This is a genomic window from Streptomyces sp. NPDC019937, assembly GCF_040631655.1.
Classification (GTDB): domain Bacteria; phylum Actinomycetota; class Actinomycetes; order Streptomycetales; family Streptomycetaceae; genus Streptomyces.
Genome location: NZ_JBEYAL010000007.1, coordinates 22318 through 42912 on the forward strand (window position 1 = coordinate 22318; position 20595 = coordinate 42912).

The 20595-nt window shown below is 73.4% G+C and carries 17 protein-coding genes; 11 read left to right on the top strand and 6 right to left on the bottom strand.

Annotated elements, in window-relative coordinates; translation table 11 throughout:
- The first annotated feature begins 12 nt into the window (after nucleotides 1–12).
- From ABZ562_RS08495 to ABZ562_RS08515, 5 genes are all read left to right on the top strand, one after another.
- Complete coding sequence (locus ABZ562_RS08495; RefSeq protein ID WP_361475593.1) at nucleotides 13–2121, top strand: biotin carboxylase N-terminal domain-containing protein; 2109 nt, start codon at nucleotides 13–15, stop codon at nucleotides 2119–2121.
- Nucleotides 2118–3257, top strand: coding sequence for an acyl-CoA dehydrogenase family protein (locus ABZ562_RS08500; RefSeq protein WP_361475595.1), 1140 nt, complete (start codon nucleotides 2118–2120; stop codon nucleotides 3255–3257). Before ABZ562_RS08495 ends, ABZ562_RS08500 begins: the two co-directional genes overlap by 4 nt.
- Before the next feature lie 66 nt (nucleotides 3258–3323).
- Entirely contained in the window at nucleotides 3324–4919 is a 1596-nt protein-coding gene (locus ABZ562_RS08505) for an AMP-binding protein (protein ID WP_361475597.1), read from the top strand.
- Nucleotides 4916–5713 carry an enoyl-CoA hydratase family protein gene (locus tag ABZ562_RS08510; RefSeq protein ID WP_361475599.1) on the top strand — a complete coding sequence of 266 codons (798 nt, stop codon included), beginning with the start codon at nucleotides 4916–4918 and terminating at the stop codon, nucleotides 5711–5713. The genes ABZ562_RS08505 and ABZ562_RS08510 overlap by 4 nt, the downstream gene beginning before the upstream one ends.
- The gene (locus ABZ562_RS08515; protein ID WP_361475601.1) at nucleotides 5710–6333 is read left to right on the top strand and encodes a TetR/AcrR family transcriptional regulator; all 624 of its coding nucleotides are present in this window, start codon (nucleotides 5710–5712) and stop codon (nucleotides 6331–6333) included. The genes ABZ562_RS08510 and ABZ562_RS08515 overlap by 4 nt, the downstream gene beginning before the upstream one ends.
- A gap of 34 nt (nucleotides 6334–6367) precedes the next feature.
- Here ABZ562_RS08515 and ABZ562_RS08520 read toward each other — a convergent pair whose 3' ends face one another.
- On the bottom strand, nucleotides 6368–7468 hold the full coding sequence (locus ABZ562_RS08520) for a citrate synthase 2 (RefSeq protein ID WP_361475603.1): 1101 nt from the start codon (nucleotides 7466–7468) through the stop codon (nucleotides 6368–6370).
- Nucleotides 7469–7950: 482 nt separating this feature from the next.
- Between ABZ562_RS08520 and pdxH the strand changes: the two genes are divergently transcribed.
- Both pdxH and ABZ562_RS08530 read left to right on the top strand, forming a co-directional pair.
- Nucleotides 7951–8580, top strand: coding sequence for a pyridoxamine 5'-phosphate oxidase (gene pdxH, locus ABZ562_RS08525; RefSeq protein ID WP_361475605.1), 630 nt, complete (start codon nucleotides 7951–7953; stop codon nucleotides 8578–8580).
- Between the two features lie 624 nt (nucleotides 8581–9204).
- Nucleotides 9205–10665: a PAS domain-containing protein gene (locus ABZ562_RS08530; protein ID WP_361475607.1), complete on the top strand. Its 1461-nt coding sequence runs from the start codon at nucleotides 9205–9207 to the stop codon at nucleotides 10663–10665.
- A 4-nt stretch (nucleotides 10666–10669) separates the two neighbouring features.
- On the opposite strand, the gene ABZ562_RS08535 is transcribed toward ABZ562_RS08530, so the two are convergent.
- Entirely contained in the window at nucleotides 10670–11425 is a 756-nt protein-coding gene (locus tag ABZ562_RS08535; RefSeq protein ID WP_361475609.1) for an SIS domain-containing protein, read from the bottom strand.
- 192 nt (nucleotides 11426–11617) lie between these two features.
- Between ABZ562_RS08535 and ABZ562_RS08540 the strand changes: the two genes are divergently transcribed.
- The gene (locus tag ABZ562_RS08540; protein WP_361475611.1) at nucleotides 11618–12310 is read left to right on the top strand and encodes a metal-dependent transcriptional regulator; all 693 of its coding nucleotides are present in this window, start codon (nucleotides 11618–11620) and stop codon (nucleotides 12308–12310) included.
- Between the two features lie 645 nt (nucleotides 12311–12955).
- Nucleotides 12956–13840 (top strand): alpha/beta hydrolase, encoded by an 885-nt coding sequence (locus ABZ562_RS08545; RefSeq protein WP_361475613.1) that lies wholly within the window; start codon nucleotides 12956–12958, stop codon nucleotides 13838–13840.
- A gap of 11 nt (nucleotides 13841–13851) precedes the next feature.
- Here ABZ562_RS08545 and ABZ562_RS08550 read toward each other — a convergent pair whose 3' ends face one another.
- Nucleotides 13852–14484: a hypothetical protein gene (locus ABZ562_RS08550; RefSeq protein WP_361475615.1), complete on the bottom strand. Its 633-nt coding sequence runs from the start codon at nucleotides 14482–14484 to the stop codon at nucleotides 13852–13854.
- A gap of 356 nt (nucleotides 14485–14840) precedes the next feature.
- Between ABZ562_RS08550 and ABZ562_RS08555 the strand changes: the two genes are divergently transcribed.
- Nucleotides 14841–15194 carry an SH3 domain-containing protein gene (locus ABZ562_RS08555; protein WP_361475617.1) on the top strand — a complete coding sequence of 118 codons (354 nt, stop codon included), beginning with the start codon at nucleotides 14841–14843 and terminating at the stop codon, nucleotides 15192–15194.
- A gap of 204 nt (nucleotides 15195–15398) precedes the next feature.
- On the opposite strand, the gene ABZ562_RS08560 is transcribed toward ABZ562_RS08555, so the two are convergent.
- The 3 genes from ABZ562_RS08560 to ABZ562_RS08570 all read right to left on the bottom strand — a co-directional run bounded on the left by ABZ562_RS08560 (nucleotide 15399) and on the right by ABZ562_RS08570 (nucleotide 18753).
- Complete coding sequence (locus tag ABZ562_RS08560; protein ID WP_361475619.1) at nucleotides 15399–17078, bottom strand: transporter; 1680 nt, start codon at nucleotides 17076–17078, stop codon at nucleotides 15399–15401.
- The gene (locus tag ABZ562_RS08565) at nucleotides 17075–17914 is read right to left on the bottom strand and encodes an ABC transporter ATP-binding protein (RefSeq protein ID WP_361475624.1); all 840 of its coding nucleotides are present in this window, start codon (nucleotides 17912–17914) and stop codon (nucleotides 17075–17077) included. The genes ABZ562_RS08560 and ABZ562_RS08565 overlap by 4 nt, the downstream gene beginning before the upstream one ends.
- A gap of 146 nt (nucleotides 17915–18060) precedes the next feature.
- Nucleotides 18061–18753: a bifunctional DNA primase/polymerase gene (locus ABZ562_RS08570; RefSeq protein WP_361475626.1), complete on the bottom strand. Its 693-nt coding sequence runs from the start codon at nucleotides 18751–18753 to the stop codon at nucleotides 18061–18063.
- A 325-nt stretch (nucleotides 18754–19078) separates the two neighbouring features.
- Between ABZ562_RS08570 and ABZ562_RS08575 the strand changes: the two genes are divergently transcribed.
- A complete protein-coding gene (locus tag ABZ562_RS08575; RefSeq protein WP_361475628.1) occupies nucleotides 19079–20470 on the top strand; it encodes a transcriptional regulator in 1392 nt (463 codons plus the stop codon).
- Nucleotides 20471–20595: the final 125 nt, after the last annotated feature.

Genomic DNA, 20595 nt, shown 5'->3' on the forward strand with positions numbered 1-20595 from the left:
AACCCCGCCGTGATGTCCGTGATCCGATCTCTCCTCATCGCCAACCGTGGCGAAATCGCCCGCCGCGTCATCCGCACCTGCCGTGAACTCGGCATCGCCACGGTCGCCGTCCACTCCGACGCGGACGCCGGCGCCCCGCACGTACGGGAGGCCGACGCCGCCGTACGACTGCCGGGCGACGCCCCCGCCGACACGTATCTGCGCGGCGACCTGCTGACCAAGGCCGCCCTGGCGGCGGGCGCCGACGCCGTCCACCCCGGCTACGGCTTCCTCTCCGAGGACCCCGCCTTCGCGCGCGCCGTCCGCGACGCCGGGCTCCGCTGGGTGGGGCCGCCGCCGGAGGCGATGGAGGCCATGGCCTCCAAGACCCGCGCCAAACGGCTCCTGCGCGAGGCGGGCGTCCCCCTCCTCGACTCCCTCGACCCCGCCCGGGTCACCGACGGCGACCTGCCCCTGCTCATCAAGGCGGCGGCGGGCGGCGGCGGCCGTGGCATGCGCGTCGTCCGCGACCTGGCCGCGCTCCCCGCCGAACTGACCTCCGCCCGCGCGGAGGCGGCGGCCGCCTTCGGGGACGGCGAGGTGTTCGTCGAGCCGTACGTCGAGGGCGCCCGCCACGTCGAGGTCCAGGTGCTGGCCGACACCCACGGCACCGTCTGGTCCCTCGGCACCCGCGACTGCTCCCTCCAGCGCCGCCACCAGAAGGTCATCGAAGAGGCCCCGGCACCGGGCCTCGACGACGAACTGCGCCGCCTGCTGGAGGAATCGGCCGTGAACGCCGCCCGGACCATCGGGTACGAGGGCGCGGGCACCGTCGAGTTCCTGGTCTCGTCGGCGGGACGCGCGTACTTCCTGGAGATGAACACCCGCCTCCAGGTCGAGCACCCGGTGACGGAGGAGGTGTACGGGCGGCTGGACCTGGTGGCCCTGCAACTGCGGGTGGCGGAGGGGCGGCCGCTGGACCCCGAGCCCCCGTCCCCGCGCGGCCACGCGGTCGAGGCGCGGCTGTACGCGGAGGACCCGGGCCGGGGGTGGCAGCCGCAGGCGGGCGTGATGCGGCGGCTCGACATCACGGGGCTGCGCGGCCATGCGGTCCCGGCGTGGCGGTCCGCGGACGGGCCGGGGCAGGCGGGGCCGGGGCTGCGCGGCCACGCGGTTCCGGCGTGGCGGTCCGCGGACGGGCCGGGGCAGGCGGGGCCGGGGCTGCGCGTCGACTCCGGCATCGCGGACGGCGACGTGATCGGAGTCCACTACGACCCCCTGCTGGCCAAGGTCGTCGCCTGGGCGCCCACCCGCGCCGAGGCGCTGCGGCGGCTGGCCCACGGGCTGGAGCGCGCCCGGATCCACGGCCCGGCCACCAACCGCGACCTGCTGGTACGGGCCCTGCGGCACCCGGAGTTCGAGGCCGGGCGCATGGACACCGGCTTCCTGATGCGCCACCTGGACGACCTCACCGGGGCCGACGCGGACGGCATCGCCCTGGCCGCCCTCGCCGCCGCGCTGGCCGACGCGTCGGACCGGCCCGCGACCGTGGCGGGCCGCCTCGGCGGCTGGCGCAACGTGCCCTCCCAGCCGCAGATCAAGACCTACCGCGCACCGGACGGCACCGAGCACGAGGTCCGCTACCGGCTCACCCGCGACGGCCTCCTCGCCGAGGGCTTCCCGGACCTCGCCCTGCTGCGGGCGACCCCGCACCACGTGGTCCTCGAAGCCGACGGAATCCGCCGCGCGTTCGACGTTTCGATCCACGACGACCGCATATATGTCGACTCGCCCCTCGGGTCGCACACCCTCACCCCCGTCTCCCGCTTCCCCGACCCCACCGCCCGCACCGCGCCCGGTTCCCTGCTGGCGCCCATGCCCGGCACGGTGGTGCGGATCGCCCGCGTCGCCGTGGGCGACCACGTGGAGGCGGGACAGCCGCTGCTGTGGCTGGAGGCGATGAAGATGGAGCACCGCGTCGTCTCGCCCGCCGACGGGGTGCTGACCGCGCTGCACGTCGCCCAGGGCCGTCAGGTCGAGGTCGGGGCACTGCTCGCCGTCGTCACGGCGGAGGAGCCCGCACAGCCCGACCCACCCCGGACAGCGCCAAGCAACCCGTACACCGGACGGAGCCGCACATGACCCAGGCGCACACCCCCATCGACACCCCGGAGCAGGCCGACCTCCGCACCGCCGTGGCCGCCTTCGGCAGGGACCACCACGACACCGCCACCCCCGGCCTCTGGGCCGCGGCGGGCAAGCTCGGCTATCTCGGCGTCAACCTCCCCGAGGCGTACGGCGGCGGCGGGCGCGGCATCGCCGAACTGTCCATCGTGCTCGAAGAGCTGGGCGCGGCCGGCTGCCCGCTGCTCATGCTGGTCGTGTCGCCCGCCATCTGCGGCACGGTGATCGCCCGGTACGGCACGGAGGCGCAGAAGTCGCGCTGGCTGCCAGGGCTGGCGGACGGCACCGTGACGATGGCGTTCGGCATCACCGAACCGGACGCCGGATCGAACTCGCACCGCATCACCACCACCGCCCGCCGCGACGGCACGGACTGGGTGCTGACCGGCCGCAAGGTCTTCATCTCGGGCGTGGACATCGCCGACGCGACCCTGATCGTGGGCCGCACGGAGGACGCGCGGACCGGGAAGCTCAAGCCCTGCCTGTTCGTCGTCCCGCGCGGAACCCCCGGCTTCGCGTACCACCACATCCCCATGGAACTGGCCGCGGACGAGAAGCAGTTCGAGGTGGTGCTGGACGACGTACGGCTGCCGTCGGACGCGCTGGTGGGGGACGAGGACGCGGGGCTGGCGCAGCTGTTCGCGGGGCTGAACCCGGAGCGCATCATGACGGCGGCGTTCGCGCTGGGGATGGGCCGGCACGCCCTGGCGAAGGCCGTGGACTACGCGCGCACCCGCCAGGTGTGGAAGGAGCCGATCGGCGCGCACCAGTCGATCGCGCACCCCCTCGCGCAGGCGCACATCGAGGTGGAGCTGGCCCGGCTGATGATGGCGAAGGCGGCGTACCTGTACGACGCGGGGGAGGACGCGGCCGCGGGGGAGGCGGCCAACATGGCGAAGTACGCGGCCGGGGAGGCGGCCGTGAAGGCGGTGGACCAGGCGGTGCACACGCTGGGCGGGAACGGCCTGACGGAGGAGTACGGGCTGGCGAGGCTGATCACGGCGGCGCGGGTGGCGCGGATCGCGCCGGTCAGCCGGGAGATGATCCTCAACTTCGTGTCGCACCAGACGCTGGGGCTGCCCAAGTCGTACTGATCGGGCGACCGGGGCAGTACGGACGGGAAGGCAACAGGCAGGCACAGCGACCCGAGGGGAGCGGCCATGGTGCTGCGCAGCGAGTTTCCCGATGTTACGCCCATCGATCTGCCCATTCACGACGCGGTGCTGGGCCGCGCGGCGAAGGAGTTCGGGGACCGTACGGCGCTCATCGACGGGGTGACGGGGGAGCGCGTCGGCTACGCGGCGCTGGATCACGCCGCGCGCCGGATCGCCGCGGAGCTGGCGGCGGCGGGGGTGCACAAGGGCGAGGTGGTGGCGCTGCACAGCCCCAACTCGCTGATGTTCCCGATGGCGTTCTACGGGGTGACGCGCACCGGCGCGGCGGTCACGACGGTGCATGCGCTGGCCACGGCCGGGGAGTTCGCCCAGCAGCTGCGGGACGCGGCGGCGACGTGGATCGTGACGGTGTCGCCGCTGCTGAGGGTGGCGCGGCAGGCGGCGGAGCAGGCGGGCGGGGTGCGGGAGATCTTCGTATGCGACGAGGCGAGCGGGCATCGTTCGCTGCGCGACATGCTGCACGGCACGGCGCCGGAGCCGGTGGTGGAGATCGACCCGGCGGAGGACGTGGCGGTGCTGCCGTACTCGTCGGGGACGACGGGCAGCCCGAAGGGCGTGATGCTGACCCACCGCAGCGTCGCGACCAATCTGGCGCAGGTCGAGGCGCTGGTCCCGGCGCGGCCGGGCGAACGGGTGCTCGCGGTGCTGCCGTTCTTCCACGCGTACGGGCTGACGGCGCTCATGAACGCCCCGCTGCGGGCCGGTGCCACGGTGATCGTGCTGCCGCGCTTCGATCTGGACCGGTTCCTGACCGCGATCGAGCGGTACGAGGCGCAGGCGCTGTACGTGGCGCCGCCGATCGTCCTGGCGCTCGCCAAGCATCCGGCGGTGGCGGAGCACGACCTGTCGTCGGTGCGGTACGTGCTGAGCGCGGCGGCGCCGCTGGACGCGCGGCTGGCGGAGGCGTGCGCTCGGCGGCTCGGCGTACCGCCGCTGCTGCAGGGGTTCGGGATGACGGAGCTGTCACCCTGCTGCCATCTGGTGCCCCGGGAGGCGGAGGGCGTTCCGCCGGGGACGGTGGGGAAGCTGCTGCCGAACACCGAGATGCGCGTCGTCGGCCTGGACGGTGGCGTCGACGGCGGCCGGGACGTGGCGACGGGGGAGGACGGGGAGATCCTGATCCGGGGCCCGCAGGTGATGAAGGGCTACCTGGGGCGGCCCGCCGACACGGAGGCCATCGTCGACGCGGACGGCTGGCTGCACACCGGCGATGTCGGCCATGTGGACGCGGACGGCTGGCTGTTCGTGGTGGACCGGGCGAAGGAGCTGATCAAGTACAAGGGCTACCAGGTCGCCCCGGCCGATCTGGAGGCCGTGCTGATCGCGCACGAGGCCGTCGCCGACGCCGCCGTGATCGGGGTGATGGACGGTGACGGCAACGAGATCCCGAAGGCGTACGTGGTGCGCGGGCCCGGTGCCCGGATCTCGGAGCAGGAGCTGATCCGTTACGTTGCCGGGCGGGTGGCCCCGTACAAGAAGGTGCGGCGCGTGGAGTTCACCGACAGCGTGCCGCGCTCGGCCGCCGGAAAGATTCTGCGGCGCGAACTGCGCGCCAGGGAAAGGAGTTCGACCCGCCCATGACCGACCCCAAGGCCGCTGTGCCTCTGGTGCGCTCGTCCGGCGACCGGGGCGTCCGGGTGCTCACCCTCGACTCGCCGCACAACCGCAACGCGCTCTCCGCCCGCCTGGTCGCCGAGCTGCGGGCCGGGCTGGCGGCGGCCGGGGCCGATCCGGAGGTCCGGGCGGTGCTGCTCACGCACACCGGCACCACGTTCTGCGCGGGCGCGGACCTGCGCGAGCCCCCGGCCGCTTCGGGCGCGCTGGGGCTGGTCGAGCTGTTGCGCGCCATCGTGGAGCTGCCCAAGCCGGTGGTCGCGCGGGTCACCGGGCATGTGCGGGCCGGTGGACTGGGGCTGCTCGGGGCGTGCGACATCTCGGTGGCGGGGCGCGGCGCGAGCTTCGCGTTCACCGAGGCGCGGCTCGGCCTGGCCCCGGCCGTCATATCGATGCCGCTGCTGCCCCGCCTGGACGCCCGCGCGGCGGCCCGGTACTACCTCACGGGGGAACGGTTCGACGCCGCTGAGGCGGCCCGGATCGGGCTGGTGACGGTGGCGGACCCGGAGGGGGACGCGGACGGGGCGCTGGCGCCGGTGCTGGACGGTCTGCGCCGGGGCTCCCCGCAGGGCCTGGCGGAGTCCAAGCGGCTGGTGACGGCCGAGGTGCGGCGCGCGTTCGACCGGGACGGGGAGGCGCTGGCGGAGCTGTCGGCGCGGCTGTTCGCGTCGGCGGAGGCGCGGGAGGGCATGGCGGCGTTCCGGGAGCGGCGTGATCCGGTGTGGGCGACGGAGGCCGGGGCGACGGAGGCCGGTCGGTGAGTCGCGGTACGTCCTCGCGTACGCGTGACCCCAAGCAGGACCGCAGCCGCGCGACCCGGCAGCGGCTGCTGGAGGCCGCCGTGGCGTGCCTGGCCGAGCACGGCTGGGCCGGATCGACGGTGTCGGTGGTCGCGGAGCGGGCCGGGGTGTCCCGGGGCGCGGCCCAGCATCACTTCCCGACCCGGGAGGACCTGTTCACCGCCGCGGTCGAACAGGTCGCGGAGCAGCGTTCGGCGGAGCTGCGTGCCCTCGCCCCGGCGGGCGAGGGCACGGCCCGTACGCGCGCGGTCGTCGCGGCACTCGTCGACCTGTACACCGGCCCGCTGTTCCGGGCCGCGCTCCAGCTGTGGGTCGCCGCGTCGTACGAACCCCAGCTGGGCGCCCGGGTGACCGTCCTGGAGACCCGTATCGGCCGCGAGACCCACCGCATGGCGGTGGAGCTGCTGGGCGCCGACGAGACGGTCCCGGGGGTGCGGGAGGCCGTGCAGGGGCTGCTCGACATGGCCCGCGGCCTGGGCCTGGCCAATCTGCTGACGGACGACAGCGCGCGCCGGGAGCGGGTGGTGGCGCAGTGGTCGCGCATCCTGGACGAGGCGCTGGGCGCGGCCCGCGAGGGGTAGGGGCCCATGGGCGGCCCCTACGCTGCCGCTACCGCTATCGCGAGATGTCCCCGTACCCGTCGATCTCCTGCGGGCCGCGGGTGCCAGGGCCGACGTACCGCGCCGAGGGGCGGACGAGGCGGCCGGTCCGCTTCTGCTCCAGGATGTGCGCGCTCCACCCGGCCGTCCGCGCGCACGTGAACATCGACGTGAACATGGGCGCCGGGACCTCCGCGAAGTCCAGCGTGATCGCCGCCCAGAACTCGACGTTCGTGGCCAGCACCCGGTCCGGCCGCCGGTTGTGCAGCTCCTCCAGCGCGGCCCGCTCCAGCGCCTCCGCGACCTCGTAGCGCGGCGCGCCCAGCTCCTTGGCGGTACGCCGCAGCACCCGCGCCCGCGGGTCCTCGGCGCGGTAGACCCGGTGCCCGAAGCCCATCAGCCGCTCGCCCCGGTCGAGCGCCCTCTTCACGTACGCCGTGGCGTCGCCGGTGCGCTCGATCTCCTCGATCATCCCGAGCACCCGGGAGGGCGCGCCGCCGTGCAGCGGCCCGGACATGGCCCCGACCGCGCCGGAGAGCGCGGCGGCGACGTCGGCGCCGGTGGAGGCGATGACGCGGGCGGTGAACGTGGAGGCGTTCATGCCGTGCTCGGCCGCGGAGGTCCAGTACGCGTCGACGGCGGCGACGTGCTTGGGGTCGGGCTCGCCGCGCCAGCGGCGCATGAAGCGTTCGACGATGGTCTCGGCCTTGTCGATCTCCCGCTGCGGCACCATCGGGACACCCTGACCGCGCGCCGACTGGGCGACGTACGACAGCGCCATGACCGCCGCGCGGGCGAGGTCCTCGCGGGCCTGGGCCTCGTCGATGTCGAGGAGCGGTTTGAGGCCCCAGACGGGCGCGAGCATGGCCAGCGCGGACTGCACGTCGACCCGGACGTCGCCGGAGTGCACCGGGATGGGGAAGGGCTCGGCGGCGGGCAGCCCGGGATTGAAGGCGCCGTCGACCAGCAGGCCCCAGACGTTCCCGAAGGACACGTGGCCCACCAGGTCCTCGATGTCGACGCCGCGGTAGCGGAGCGCGCCGCCCTCCTTGTCGGGTTCGGCGATCTCCGTCTCGAACGCGACGACTCCCTCGAGTCCGGGTACGAAGTCCGACATCGGGCGGCTCCTCATGGTGTAGGCGACGGGTGGCTACGGAACGAACAACGGTGCGGGGATACGGCTGGTGCGGATGAAACGTCAGTGGGGCGGAGAACGGTGCCATCGGGGTCGTCCGGCCCCGGACGGCTCCGCGGCCGACGGCTCGCGGTCCGTACCGGGTACCCGGTGGTGTGCCCCGTCCGTGCGGTGGTCACCCAACAGGGGCGAAAACCGGCGCCGGGGCACCGCGCTGACAGGCGCATGGTCGGCCACGGCGCGGTGGACGCGCCAGTCACAGGGGCGCGTGAGAAGTGGCACACCGCTTGTGCGGCGGGCGGAGGGTTACGGATCCCCGGCGCGGGGGAGAGGGGGCATCGCTCTTTCGGGTCAGCCCGTGCGGTGGACCGATGATGTTGCAAGATATGCGCGTGCCTCATGTTGACCCGGAGCCCCCGGCTTCCCCCTCGGCTTACTCCGCGCGCACATACGACCCGGCCGCCATGCGCGAGCACTACCGCGCGGCGGGCATCGACGAGACGGCCCTCGGGGGCACCCCGTTCCAGCAGTTCACCCGGTGGTTCCAGGAGGCGGTGGGCAGCGGGCTGTACGAGCCGAACGCGATGGTCGTCGGCACGGCGGACGCGGACGGACGCCCCAGCTCCCGTACGGTCCTGATGAAGAGCTTCGACGAGCGCGGCTTCGTCTTCTACACCAACTACGGGTCGCGCAAAGGCCGCGAACTGGCCGAGAACCCGCACGTCTCGCTGCTCTTCCCCTGGCATCCGATCGCCCGCCAGGTGATCGTGACGGGCGTCGCGCACCGCACCGGGCGGGACGAGACGGCCGCGTACTTCCGGACCCGCCCGCACGGCTCGCAGCTGGGCGCGTGGGCCAGCGCGCAGTCCTCGGTGGTCGGTGCGCGGGAGGAGCTGGACCGGGCGTACGCGGAGCTGGCGGACCGCTATCCACCGGGCGAGCAGGTGCCGGTGCCGCCGGAGTGGGGCGGGTTCCGGGTGGTGCCGGAGGCGGTGGAGTTCTGGCAGGGCCGGGAGAACCGGCTGCACGACCGGCTGCGGTATGTGCGGACGCCGGACGGGGAGGGCTGGCGGATCGAGCGCCTGTCCCCGTGAGGCGGCGGAGGCGTGGTAAGGCGGGCTGAAGCGCAGACGACCCGCGGGTCTGGCGTCTGTCCCCGGTGAGGGGGCGCGCCGGGGCCGTTGCCTCAGGAACGCAGACGACCCGCGGGTCTGGCGTCTGTCCCCCGGTGAGGGGGCGCGCCGGGGCCGTTGCGCCAGGAACGCAGACGACCTGCGGGTCTGGCGTCTGTCCCCCGGTGAGGGGGCGCGCCGGGGCCGTTGCGCCAGGAACGCAGACGACCCGCGGGTCTGTCCCCTGGCGCCGGTGAGGGCGCCTGGGGGCCGGTCGGACGTACCGGCGACCCGCGGGTCGGGTGACTGCTTGGGATTGGCCGGCTGCGTACATCCTTCGTACGCCGGTCCGGCGAATGCGCTGAGCGCGACGACGGACCGCTAGCCCGCAGTCACCTCACGCGTCCGGATTTGATACATCTGCCGAACCACCTCCCTTCTCGTGTGCTCAACACCTTAGGAACGGCCTCGCGACGCACACAAGCGAATTTCCGGGAGGCAACGATTTCGCGGAATCCGGTGTGGTGCGCGTCACGTTCGAGTTCAATGTTCCGACGTGCACCACCACAGGCAGCCACGTCCACCACGTCCCGCAGGGGGTGTCCGGTGACCGCTCCGCAGCGCTCCGAACCCGCGCGTCCCGCCCGTCCCGTCCCGGCGCAGCCGGGGGCCGCGGCCGCGCCCGTGCCCGCGGCCGGCCCCGGCCGGGACGACTCCGACCTGCTCGCCGCGCTGCTGGACGGCATGGACGCCGCACTGTGCGCGTTCGACGCCGACGGCACCGTCACCCACTGGAACCGCGAGGCCGAGCGCATCCTCGGCTGGCCGGCGGCCGAGGCCGTGGGGCGCAAGGGGTTGGCGGGGTGGGCGGTCCGCACGGAGGACGCGCGGGACGTCGAGGCGCGGCTGATGGAGGTCCTGGACGCCACCGTGCGCCGGGTGCACGAGTTCGCCCTGCTGACCAAGGACGGCGGCCGGGTCCTGGTCCGTGCCCAGTCGTCCGCGGTGCCGGGCGCGGACGGCCGCCCGGCCGGGGTGTACTGCGCGTTCAGCGAGGTGCACGCCCAGCTGGACCTGGAGCGGTCGATCGCGCTGAGCGAAGCGCTGCTGGCGGACGCGTCCTGGTGCGTCGTCCTCGTCGACGCCGATCTGCGGGTGGCCGTCCTCAACGGCAACGCGGCGGCCGCCCTGCGGACGGGCCGTACCGCCGCGCTCGGGCGGCCGCTGGGCGAGTTCCTCGAACAGGGCGTGGAGGAGGCCGAGAACGCCCTCCAGCACGTCCTCGCCGAGGGCGCGCCCCCGGCGCCCACCGAACTGTGGGTGACGCTGCGCGAGGCGGCCGGCGAGTCCCCGCAGGACGCGCCCCCGGCGCGCCGCTGCTGGCGCAGCGGCTTCCTGCGGCTGGCCTCGCCGCTCACCGAGGAGCCGGTGCCGCTCGGGGTGGCCTGGATCTTCCAGGACGTGACGGAGCCGAAGGAGCACGAGCAGGAGAGCACGCGGCTGCGCTTCCGCGGCAACCAGCTGCACCGGGCGGCGCGGGCGGCGGCCGAGTGCGAGGACCCGATGGAGGCCGCCGCGGTCCACCTGGACTTCGCGCTCGTGGGCTTCGCCGACGACGCCCTGATCGACCTGGTCCTGGACCGCCCGGAGCCGGTGCCGCCGGGGGCGCTGGGGTCCGGCGGGGGCGAGCGGATGCGTCTCGTGCGGGCGGCGGCCACGCCGGGCGGTGCCGCGGGCCCGTGCTCCCCGATCGCCCCGGGCGGCATCCCGGTGGCCTATCTGGAGGGCCACCCGGCGCTCCAGGCGGCCGAGCGCTGCGGTTCGGTGCGGGCGAGTGCGACGCGTGCGGACGAGGCGGCGGCGGCGCGGTGGGCGGCGGCCCGCAAGTGGCCGGAGGGCTCGGTGCACGCCCTGTGCGCGGTGCTGCGCAGCCGAGGCCGCACCCTGGGCGTGCTCACCCTGCTGCGCGGCCCGGCCCGCCGCCCCTTCGACCGTGCGGACACGGCGTACGCGGAGGACGTGGCGGCCCGGGTCGCGGCCGCGGTGGACCTCGCCCAGGGCAAGTGATCTTCTACCGCCGGTAGAAGATCCGGTCGCCGTAGTCCGCCATCACCTGGCGGTTCCACTCGTGGCCCCCGTCCACGTTGCCCGACCGCAGCAGCGGCGGCCGTACGCCGCGGGCCACCAGCTCCTCCACCCCCGCCGCCACCACGGCCTGCATCAGCGCGCTCGTCACCACGGTCGACGCGGGGGCGAACGGCGCTCCCACGCCCTCCGCCGTGACCTCCGCGTCACCGACCGCGATCTTGCTGTCGAGGACCAGGTCGCAGTGGTCCTTGAGGAAGGTGCCCGACGCGCTACGGGACGTGGTCGCCGTCGCGTACGCCACGGACGTCACGCCGATCACCGTCGCCCCGCGCTCCCGCGCGCCCGTCGCCATCTCCACCGGCAGCGTGTTCCGGCCGGACAGCGAGATGACGAACAGCAGGTCCCCGGAGCGCAGCGGACCGGTCTCCAGGACGGCCGTGGCCAGCCCCTCGACCCCCTCCAGCGCGCTCCCCAGGGTGGCGGGCACGACGTCCACGCCGACCACTCCCGGCACCGGGAGCAGGTTCATCAGGGCCAGGCCGCCCGCGCGGTAGACGACGTCCTGGGCGGGCAGGGAGGAGTGGCCGGCGCCGAAGACGAAGAGCCGGCCGCCGCCGGTGACCGTGTCGGCGATCAGGCCGCCCGCCGCGGCGATGCGTTCGGATTCCTCGTCCCGCACCCTGCGCAGAAGCCCGATCGCGGCGTCGAAAAAGCGCCCTGCCGGCTTGCTCTGGCTCATCGCCGAGGCCCTTCGTGTCGGTGTTAACTTGGGTCCACATCCCCGTGGCGCGGATCACGTTGCGTTGTGGATCATCACGCTGTCAATACCGCCTCCACCCAGCGCTGCGGCAGTGGCCGATCGGGCTCTCTTGTCGGTGGGATGCGTCAGAATTGGGTTCAGGGCCACCGCACGACACATCAAGGGGCACGCATGTCCGGACTGATCGACACCACGGAGATGTATCTCCGCACCATCCTCGAACTCGAGGAGGAGGGCGTGGTCCCCATGCGCGCCCGAATCGCGGAGCGGCTCGATCAGAGCGGCCCCACCGTCAGCCAGACGGTGGCGCGCATGGAGCGCGACGGACTGGTGACGGTCGCGGGCGACCGTCACCTGGAGCTGACGGAGGAGGGCCGCCGCTTGGCCACTCGCGTGATGCGCAAGCACCGGCTCGCCGAATGCCTGCTCGTCGACGTGATCGGCCTGGAGTGGGAGCAGGTCCACGCGGAGGCGTGCCGCTGGGAGCACGTGATGAGCGAGGCGGTCGAGCGCCGCGTGCTGGAGCTGCTGCGCCACCCCACCGAGTCGCCGTACGGCAACCCGATCCCGGGCCTGGACGAGCTGGGCGAGAAGGGCGAGGTCGACCCGTTCCTCGACGACAGCATGGTGAGCCTGCGCGAGCTGGCGCCCGGCACCGAGGGCAAGACGGTGGTCGTGCGCCGCATCGGCGAGCCGATCCAGATGGACGCCCAGCTGATGTACACGCTGCGCAGGGCCGGGGTGCAGCCGGGCTCCGTGGTGAGCGTGACGGAGTCCCCGGGCGGCGTCCTGGTCGGCAGCAGCGGCGAGGCGGCCGAGCTGGAGGCGGACATCGCCTCCCACGTCTTCGTGGCCAAGCGCTAGATCTTGGGACAGGGCCCCGACTCCACCGGGCCCCTCCTCTCCCCCTCCCTTCCCCTCCTCGCGCCCGCAGACCGCTGCCGCGTCTGCCCTGACCCGCCGCGCGGTGCAGAAGCCCCCGGCATAGGCCCCTCGGCGTTCGACGTCCCTACCTGCGGTGACGCGTTTTGGTGGCACCGGAGTTCGGGGAAATCGAGCGATCGCGGGCGACCCGTGCAACCCTGTCGCTGACGCATATGCACGAGCGTGCTCGCAGTCAGGGGAGGGGGCTCCTATGGGCCCGGCGAGCGGCAGTGATGCCGAGCGGGCGTTCGAACGTGAGGGCCCCGGTGCCGTGAGGCGCCGGGGCCCCGCTTCCCCATGTCCCCCCGGTGGGCCCCGGACCGTGCGGGCCGCGCGAACGCGGCCGTTACGACCCGGGGCCGTAGCGACCCGGAGCCCCGAGCTCCCAGGGTCGGCCCCCGCGGACTTCCTTCCCCGAGTAGTCCGCCTCCCGCTAGCTGTCTCCCCTCGGCGGAGGCGACCAATCCTTGAGCGTGGTCACTCGAATGAGGGGTGTTGCCTGGCACTTGCCGTGCGTTCGAATACAGGTTCGATACTGTGGGGTGGTCGGGGTTGGTCGGGAGAGGGATGGAGGTGCCAGACGACATGGTGCGACGCATCGACGTGACCGGAGCCGGTGGGGTGCGGCTCGCGGCCTGGGAGTTCACGGATCCGCCCAAGGCCGGAGGCCGCGCGGGAGCGCGCGGCGGCCCCGGGGTGCTGCTGCTCCACGGGCTGATGGGCCGCGCCGCGCACTGGGCGCGGACCGCCCGCTGGCTCGCCACCCGGCACCGGGCCGTCGCCCTCGACCAGCGCGGGCACGGCCGCAGCGAGAAGCCCGCCGACGGGCCGTTCGACCGCGGCACGTACGTGGACGACGCCGAGGCGGCCGTCGAGCAGCTCGGGCTGGGGCCGGTGGCCCTCATCGGCCACTCCATGGGCGCCCTGACGGCCTGGCAGCTCGCCGCCCGGCGCCCCGACTTGGTCCGGGCCCTGGTCATCTGCGATATGCGGGCCTCGGCCCTCGGCGGCGCCTCGCAGCGCGAATGGACCGACTGGTTCCGGTCCTGGCCGGTGCCCTTCGCGACCCTCGCGGACGTCCGCAGGTGGTTCGGCGAGGACGATCCGTCGCTGGAGCGTCCGAACCCCGCCCGGGGCGACTTCTTCGCCGAGGTCATGGCCGAGCGTTCGGACGGCTGGCGGCCCGTCTTCTCCCGCCGCCAGATGCTGAAGGCGCGGGCGGGCTGGGCCCATGACGCCCACTGGGAGGAGCTGGCCCTGGTGGAGTGCCCCACCCTGGTCGTCCGTGGCCTGGACGGCGAGCTGGGCCGCGCCGAGGCCCAGGAGATGGTCCGTGTCCTGCCCCGCGGTGAGTACGCGGAGGTGGCCGACGCGGGCCACCTCGTCCACTACGACCAGCCGGAAGCCTGGCGCCGCGTGGTGGAGCCGTTCCTCGCCGCCAACCTCCCCGCACAGCCCGGGCCCCCCTAGGGGGCCCGGCATCAGCGGCGCGCGGGGAACTTCCAGACGAACGGCTTGCCGCCGATCTCGGTCCAGGCGATCTCCAGCCGCTTCGCGTCCGCCGGGATGAGGAAGGTGGTGCAGAGGGTGTAGCTCTGGCCGTTCTTCCAGTTCTTGATGGCGTCCGAGTCGGCGCACCCCTTCGGCGTGTCATCGCCGATGACCTTCGTGCCGCGCCGCCCGTCCGCGTACACATCCGCGTAGTCGCCGACCCGCGGCCATTCCTTGACGGCGCCACCGGTCAGATGCCGGTACGTCACATAGCCGGTCGCGGGGACCTTGCCCTCGGCGTCCTTCGGATCGGAGACCAGGGTCTTGGCGTCGGCGGCGGTTCCGACGTCGATCCGCTGCGCAGTGATCGAGTAATACGGCTTGACGCCGGTGTCCTCCTTGAATGCCCGCCACGCGGACTGCCCCGGTTTCAGTACGGCCTTCGCCGCCGCGCTCGCACCGCGCGCGCCGTTCTTGTGCGCCCCGTTGAAGCGGGAATGGGGCTTGTCCTTATGGGACGTGGACGTATGACTCTTTTTCTCATCGGATCCGCAGGCCGTGAGGGCCAGGGCCAGTATGGCAACGGGCGTAGCGACGCGCAGCCACGTTGTCTTGTTCAGCAAGTCGATCTCCCTGCCCGATCCTTCCCCGATCGACGATCCTAGGGGCTGGAATTCGGCATCCGGGTCGTCAACTGTGTGCGTACTGTGACGGCCTGAGCGCGAGTGTGTGGAAGTGGCGGGGCGATGGGGGAGGACGGGGCGCGGCCGGTGGATCCCGCCGCGAAGGCGGTGGATGGCCGGATCCGGGGCGTGCGCCGGTGCGGATGAAGGTATTCCCATCCGGAATTCAACCTTCGCGGCACCAATGGCGTCTACCACTACGGCGCTTGCGGATTGGCTGCTGCTACGCTCAGCCACGCGTCATCACGCATTAACGCCAGGACGTGAGGAAATCACTGATCTCGGGGGGAGATCGCGTGAAATTGAAACATCAAGCCTCGATGGTCGTGCTCTCGGCAGTGCTCATGCTGGGCGGCTCGGTCGCGATGGCACCCACGGCGTCCGCCGTGGGGTCCTCGGCATGCCGGTTCAATTCACCGGACGTCAATTTCAAGGTGGCGACGAGTGGCGCCCGATTCCGCACCGGACCGGGAAGCAAGTACCGCGCGATAGGGACGCTGTACCGGGGAGACTCCTTCCGGTATTTCTGTCGTACCGGCGGTCTGGGGGGATTCACGAAGAGCTGGTCCTACGGAAAGATCCTCAAGCGGACCACCTCCGGCATCAAGCCCGGGACCAGGGGCTGGGTGTACAGCAAGTACCTGGACTAGGCGCGCAGATACGTTCCGCCGGGGGCCGTACGGGACACAGCGCCGTACGGGACACAGCGCCGTACGGGACACGGCGCCGTACCGGACACGGCGCCGTACGGGACACAGCGCCGTACGGGACACGGCACCAGAAGGGCGGCGCGGGAGCGGGACCCGACCAGTCCCGCTCCCGCGCCGCACGTCGCGCACGTCATGGCCGAGGGCTCAGCCCTTGCTCACCGCCGCCAGAATCTCCGGCAGCCGCCCCGCCACCCGCGGCGCGGCCAGCCGCAGCCCGGCCTCCGCGATCGCCGCGCCGTACCCCACGCCCAGCGGCAGCAGCACCCACAGCAGGCTGTGCGCCCCGCTGGTGTGCAGCCAGATCGTCAGGCCCAGCAGCGGCGCGCACAGCACGGCGCCCGCGATCATGCCGCCGAAGAGGCCCATCCAGGCGAGCCCGCCCTGCCCCGGGGCCACGTTCTTGGCGCTGTCCTGCGGGATGGAGTACGGCAGCAGCGCCGACGCCAGCGCGCCGGTCGCCATCAACCCGCCGAGCAGGCCGAACGCGAGCCCGAGCGCTTCGGGGACGGCGGGCAGGTCGTGCATGAAGAGGGCCGAGCCCACCACCGCCAGGAGCACATACGGCAGTCCGACCAGCGCGATCGCGAAGGCCCGCCCGCGCAGCTCCAGATAGGCGTCACGCGGGGAGGAGATGGTCTGGGCGACCATCCAGAAGGCGGAGGAGTCCTGCCCGAACTGGTTGTACATCTGCATGCCCAGCATCCCGGTGGCCCAGCACGCCCAGTAGATGCTGCCGTTGCCCTGGATGGAGGTGATGATGGGCAGCAGCAGGCCGACACCCAGCGAGCTGACCCAGCTGGCCTTGGACTTGGGGTCCCGTACCGCGTACCGCAGGGTGCGCAGCATGACCGTGCCGCTGCGCCCCGCGGGCACCAGCCGCCCGAGCGGGCCGCGCGCGCCGGCGGACGAGCCCGCCCCCTCGGCGCCCCGCCGCGGCTTCTCCGGCTGGATGGTGGAGCTGTCCGGCGTGGTCATCAGATGCGTGAGGCTGCGCGACCACCACCACATCAGCAGCCCCAGCGCGACCGCGCTCAGGGCGAACTGGGCGGCGGCGAGCCCGTACGCGCCCTCGCTCACGCCCTGCACGGCGTCGATCGCCGTCGCGGGCGGCACCCAGCGCAGGACGTCCGCGGCGGGCCGCAGCACGGCCAGCCCGCCCTGGCCGGACAGCTTCTGCACGCCCACGTTCACGAACTGCGCGCCGATCGCCACGAACAGACCGCTCAGCAGTGCCAGATCGCGGCCCTTGCGGCTGCTCAGCAGCCGGGTGTTGGCGGTCGCGACGGCCCGCGCCAGCGCCACGCACGTCAGCACGGTCAGCACGCCCGCCAGGACGGCGGCCCCCGCGGCGGCCGCCCCGTGCGCGATGGCGATGAGCGAGCCCACCACGAGGGTCAGCGTGAACAGCGGGCCGATGCCGATCAGGGAGGACACCAGCAGCGCGCCGATCAGCGGCCGGGGCCGCAGCGGCAGCATCACCAGCCGGGTGGGGTCCAGGGTCTCGTCACCGCTGGGGAAGAAGAGCGGCATCACCGCCCAGCCGAGCGCGAGGACCGCGGCGAGCACGGTGACCAGCGTGTCCGCGTCGTCGTGGCCGCGCAGCAGCACCAGGCCGAGCAGTTGGAGGAGGGCGAAGAGGACGGTGATGACGAACGAGGTGATGTACGCGGCGCGGCGGCCCGCGGACTGCCGCAGCCCGTTGCGCATCAGCGACAGCTTCAGCCGGACGAAGACGGGCAGCGGCGAGCCGGTGGGGGCCGCCGGGGGAGCGGGCGCCGCGGCGTCGAGCGGGCCCTTGGCGTCGAGCGGATCGGCGAGCGTCATCGGGCGCCGCCGCCGAGCCAGTCGAGGTTGTCCCCGGAGCCCTGGGCGCGGGCGCCCACCAGCTCCAGGAAGGCGTCCTGCAGCGACGGCGCGTCACCCCGTACGTCGGCCAGCGCGCCCTGTGCGCGGATCTTGCCGCGCGCCATCACCGCGACCCAGTCGCACAGCGACTCCACCAGCTCCATCACATGGCTGGAGAAGACGACCGTCGCACCGGAGCGGGTGTAGCGCTCCAGCACGCCGCGGATGGTCTGCGCGGAGACCGGGTCGACGCCTTCGAAGGGCTCGTCGAGGAAGAGGACTTCCGGGTTGTGGAGCAGCGCGGCGGCCAGGCCGATCTTCTTCCGCACACCGGTCGAGTAGTCCACGACCAGCTTGTTCTGCGCCCCGGCCAGGTCCAGGACGTCCAGCAGCTGGGTCGCGCGCTTGTCGACCTCGTCGCCGGGCAGGCCGCGCAGCCGCCCGGTGTACGCGAGGATCTCGCGCCCCGAAAGCCGCTCGAACAGCCGCAGCCCCTCCGGCAGCACGCCGATCCGCGCCTTGACCTCGGCCGGGTCCTGCCAGACGTCGTGCCCGCCGATCTCGACCGTGCCGGAGTCGGGGCGCAGCAGCCCGGTGATCATCGACAGGGTCGTGGTCTTGCCCGCGCCGTTGGGGCCGACGAGTCCGATGAACTGCCCGGCGGGCAGGTCGAGATCGATGCCGTGGACCGCGATCTGCTCCCCGTACCGCTTCCACAGACCGCGCACCTGCACGGCAGGCCGCCGCTGTGCGGCGGCGGGCTCGGTCGCCGCCCCGGCGGGCGCGTCTGCGTCTGTGGCTGCGTCTGTGTCCACTTCTGCGGCTGTGGCTGTGTCTGTGTCTGTGTGTGCGTCTGCGTGTGCGTCCGGCACGGAAATCCCCGTCTTCCACCGTCAGGCTGGTCCGGAGACTGGTCATGTCCCCGTCCGCGCCCACGATACGGGGGGCGCGCCCGGGCGCGTCAGGTGCGCCGGGGCGCGTCGGCGCCGGGGGCGGGCCGGGTCTCGCGGCCGCGGGTTTCGCGTCCGCACGCGTAGGCGAGCGTGCTCACCAGCTCCTCGGCGTCCGGCAGCCAGCGGTTGGCGGCGGTCGGCCGACGGGCCCACTGGGTCGGGCCGTGCCGCCCGACCCGGGTCGGGGGCGCGACTACGTAGTCCCCGTCGCCGCGGGCCGCCAGGTCGACCGAGGACGGCGGCCAGCCCAGGTTCCGCAGCAGGTCCGGGATCTTCGCGGCGGCGCCGGGGAGCACGAAGAAGAGCATCCTGCGGTCGGGGGTGGAAGTGACCGGGCCGAGGTCGACGTTGCGGCGCTCCATCCGGGCCAGCGCCAGGCAGCCCGCCGACTCCGGTACGTCCAGGGCGTCGAAGGTGCGGCCGGTCGGCAGCAGGATCGACGCGCCCGGGGCGCGGGCCCACATCCGGCGCACCACGACCGGGCTGCCGGTGGCCTGGTTCACCCAGTCCGGGGCGGTCGGATGGGCGCCGGGGGCCGGGCAGTCGGCCTGTCCGCAGGAGCAGCGCTGGAGGCCGTTCACGGTGTCCAGCCAGGCGCCGGCGAGCACGTCCCAGTGCCGTTCCTCGGCGTAGCGCACCGCGGCGTCGAGCAGCCGCTCCCCGCGCTGCTTCGGAATATGTGGTGTTCCTGTCACGTCCATGGTCTCTTCCACGACCAAGACAACTTCCGCCGTCAACAAGGGTTACGGCCGCGCCCCCGCCGGGCGCGGGGACGGCATGCCGGGGCGCATGGGTGCATGACCGGGGGCGCGTATGGGGTTCCGGCTGTGTGAGCGGGTAGCCACCATGCGTGACAGGCGTACGAGGGCGTTGTGGCGCGGCCGTACGCACGTACGTGAACCAAGCGGTCTATGTGGTCAATACGGGCAAGTTCCGCATTCGCCGTATACCCGCGATATCCGCGGGGAACTGATCAACAGGGACGGCATCCGCCGAGAACGCACAGCAGTCACTGGGGGTAAAACCATGGCCGCTAGGCCGCTTGTGGCGCGACAGCCGAACGAACGGCTGCAGACGCTCATTCAGGAAGCCGCGTGCTCCAATGCCGGTTTGGCCCGCAGGGTCAACATGTGCGGTGCCGAGCACGGTCTCGATCTGCGCTACGACAAGACATCGGTCGCCCGGTGGCTGCGCGGACAGCAGCCCCGGGGCCGCGCCCCGGGCATCATCGCGGAGGCGCTGGGCCGCAAGCTCGGTCGTACGGTCACGATCGACGAGATCGGCATGGCCAACGGCAAGAACCTGGCGTCGGGCGTGGGGCTGCAGTTCTCGCCGACCGTGCTCGGCGCGATAGAGCAGGTCTGCGAGTTGTGGCGCAGCGACGTCGGCCGCCGCGACTTCCTGACCGGCTCGACCGTCGCCGCCTCCGCGCTCGTCGAGCCCAGCCGCGACTGGCTGATCACCGGCGCGGACGCGCAGGTCGCGCGCACCGCCGGGGCCCGGGTCGGCCGCTCCGACGTCGCCGCGGTGCGGGCCACCACGGACGCGCTGGTCGAGCTGGACCACCGCTACGGCAGCGGCCATGTGCGCCCGGTCGTCGTCCACTACCTCAACAGCGTGGTCTCCGGGCTGCTCGCCGGGTCCTACCGGGAGTCGGTCGGCCGCGAACTGTTCGCGGCGGTCGCCCGCTTGACCGAGCTGGCCGGGTACATGGCGATCGACACCGGCCAATCCGGGCTCGCCCAGCGCTACTACATCCAGGCGCTGCGGCTCGCCCAGGCCGCCGGGGACCGGGGCTACGGCGGATACGTGCTGGCCGCCAGCATGAGCCACCTCGCCGCCCAGCTGGGCAACCCCCGGGAGATCGCGCAGCTGGCCAAGGCCGCGCAGGAAGGCTCGCGGGGTCAGGTGCCGCCGCGCGCCGAGTCGATGTTCCTGGCCGCCGAGGCGCGCGGGCACGCGCTGATGGGGGACGCCCCGGCCTGCCAGCACGCGGCCGGGCGCGCCCTGGACGCGATGGAGCGGGCGGTGGGCAGCGGCGGGCCGTCGGGGGACGAGCCGCCGTGGATCCAGCACTTCGACCACGCGTATCTGGCCGACGAACTGGCCCACTGCCACCGCGACCTGGGCCAGGCCGAGCCCGCCCGGCGGCGCGCCGAAGAGGCCCTGGCGGGCCACCCGGAGGGCCGGGTGCGGCGCCGCGCCATCGGGCTCCTGCTGCTGGCCACGGCGCACGTCCAGGGGCGCGAGGTGGAGCAGGCGTGCCACGTCGGCGGCCAGGCGGTGGACCTGCTCCAGACGCTGCGCTCCAACCGGGGCGTGGAGTATCTGGACGACTTCCAGCAGCGCCTGGAGCCGTACCGGGACGAACCGGTGGTGCGGGAGTTCGGGGCGAGGCTGGAGGTGCAGGCGGCCTGAGCGGGTCGTGTGCCCTCGTCACCGGGCCCGCGGGGCGTCCTCACCGGGCCTGTACCGGGCCTGCATCGGGCCTGTTCCGGGCCTGTGCGGGGCTTTCGCCGGTGACCAGTCTCTCCCTCCGGCGG

Coding starts and splice junctions, on each gene's coding strand:
- ABZ562_RS08520 (WP_361475603.1), bottom strand. CDS start 7,468: ATGTCGGACTTCGTACCCGGACTCGAGGGAGTCGTCGCGTTCGAGACG.
- ABZ562_RS08510 (WP_361475599.1), top strand. CDS start 4,916: ATGACCGACCCCAAGGCCGCTGTGCCTCTGGTGCGCTCGTCCGGCGAC.
- ABZ562_RS08505 (WP_361475597.1), top strand. CDS start 3,324: ATGGTGCTGCGCAGCGAGTTTCCCGATGTTACGCCCATCGATCTGCCC.
- ABZ562_RS08540 (WP_361475611.1), top strand. CDS start 11,618: ATGTCCGGACTGATCGACACCACGGAGATGTATCTCCGCACCATCCTC.
- ABZ562_RS08575 (WP_361475628.1), top strand. CDS start 19,079: ATGGCCGCTAGGCCGCTTGTGGCGCGACAGCCGAACGAACGGCTGCAG.
- ABZ562_RS08560 (WP_361475619.1), bottom strand. CDS start 17,078: ATGACGCTCGCCGATCCGCTCGACGCCAAGGGCCCGCTCGACGCCGCG.
- ABZ562_RS08535 (WP_361475609.1), bottom strand. CDS start 11,425: ATGAGCCAGAGCAAGCCGGCAGGGCGCTTTTTCGACGCCGCGATCGGG.
- ABZ562_RS08570 (WP_361475626.1), bottom strand. CDS start 18,753: ATGGACGTGACAGGAACACCACATATTCCGAAGCAGCGCGGGGAGCGG.
- ABZ562_RS08495 (WP_361475593.1), top strand. CDS start 13: ATGTCCGTGATCCGATCTCTCCTCATCGCCAACCGTGGCGAAATCGCC.
- ABZ562_RS08545 (WP_361475613.1), top strand. CDS start 12,956: ATGGTGCGACGCATCGACGTGACCGGAGCCGGTGGGGTGCGGCTCGCG.
- ABZ562_RS08500 (WP_361475595.1), top strand. CDS start 2,118: ATGACCCAGGCGCACACCCCCATCGACACCCCGGAGCAGGCCGACCTC.
- pdxH (WP_361475605.1), top strand. CDS start 7,951: ATGCGCGAGCACTACCGCGCGGCGGGCATCGACGAGACGGCCCTCGGG.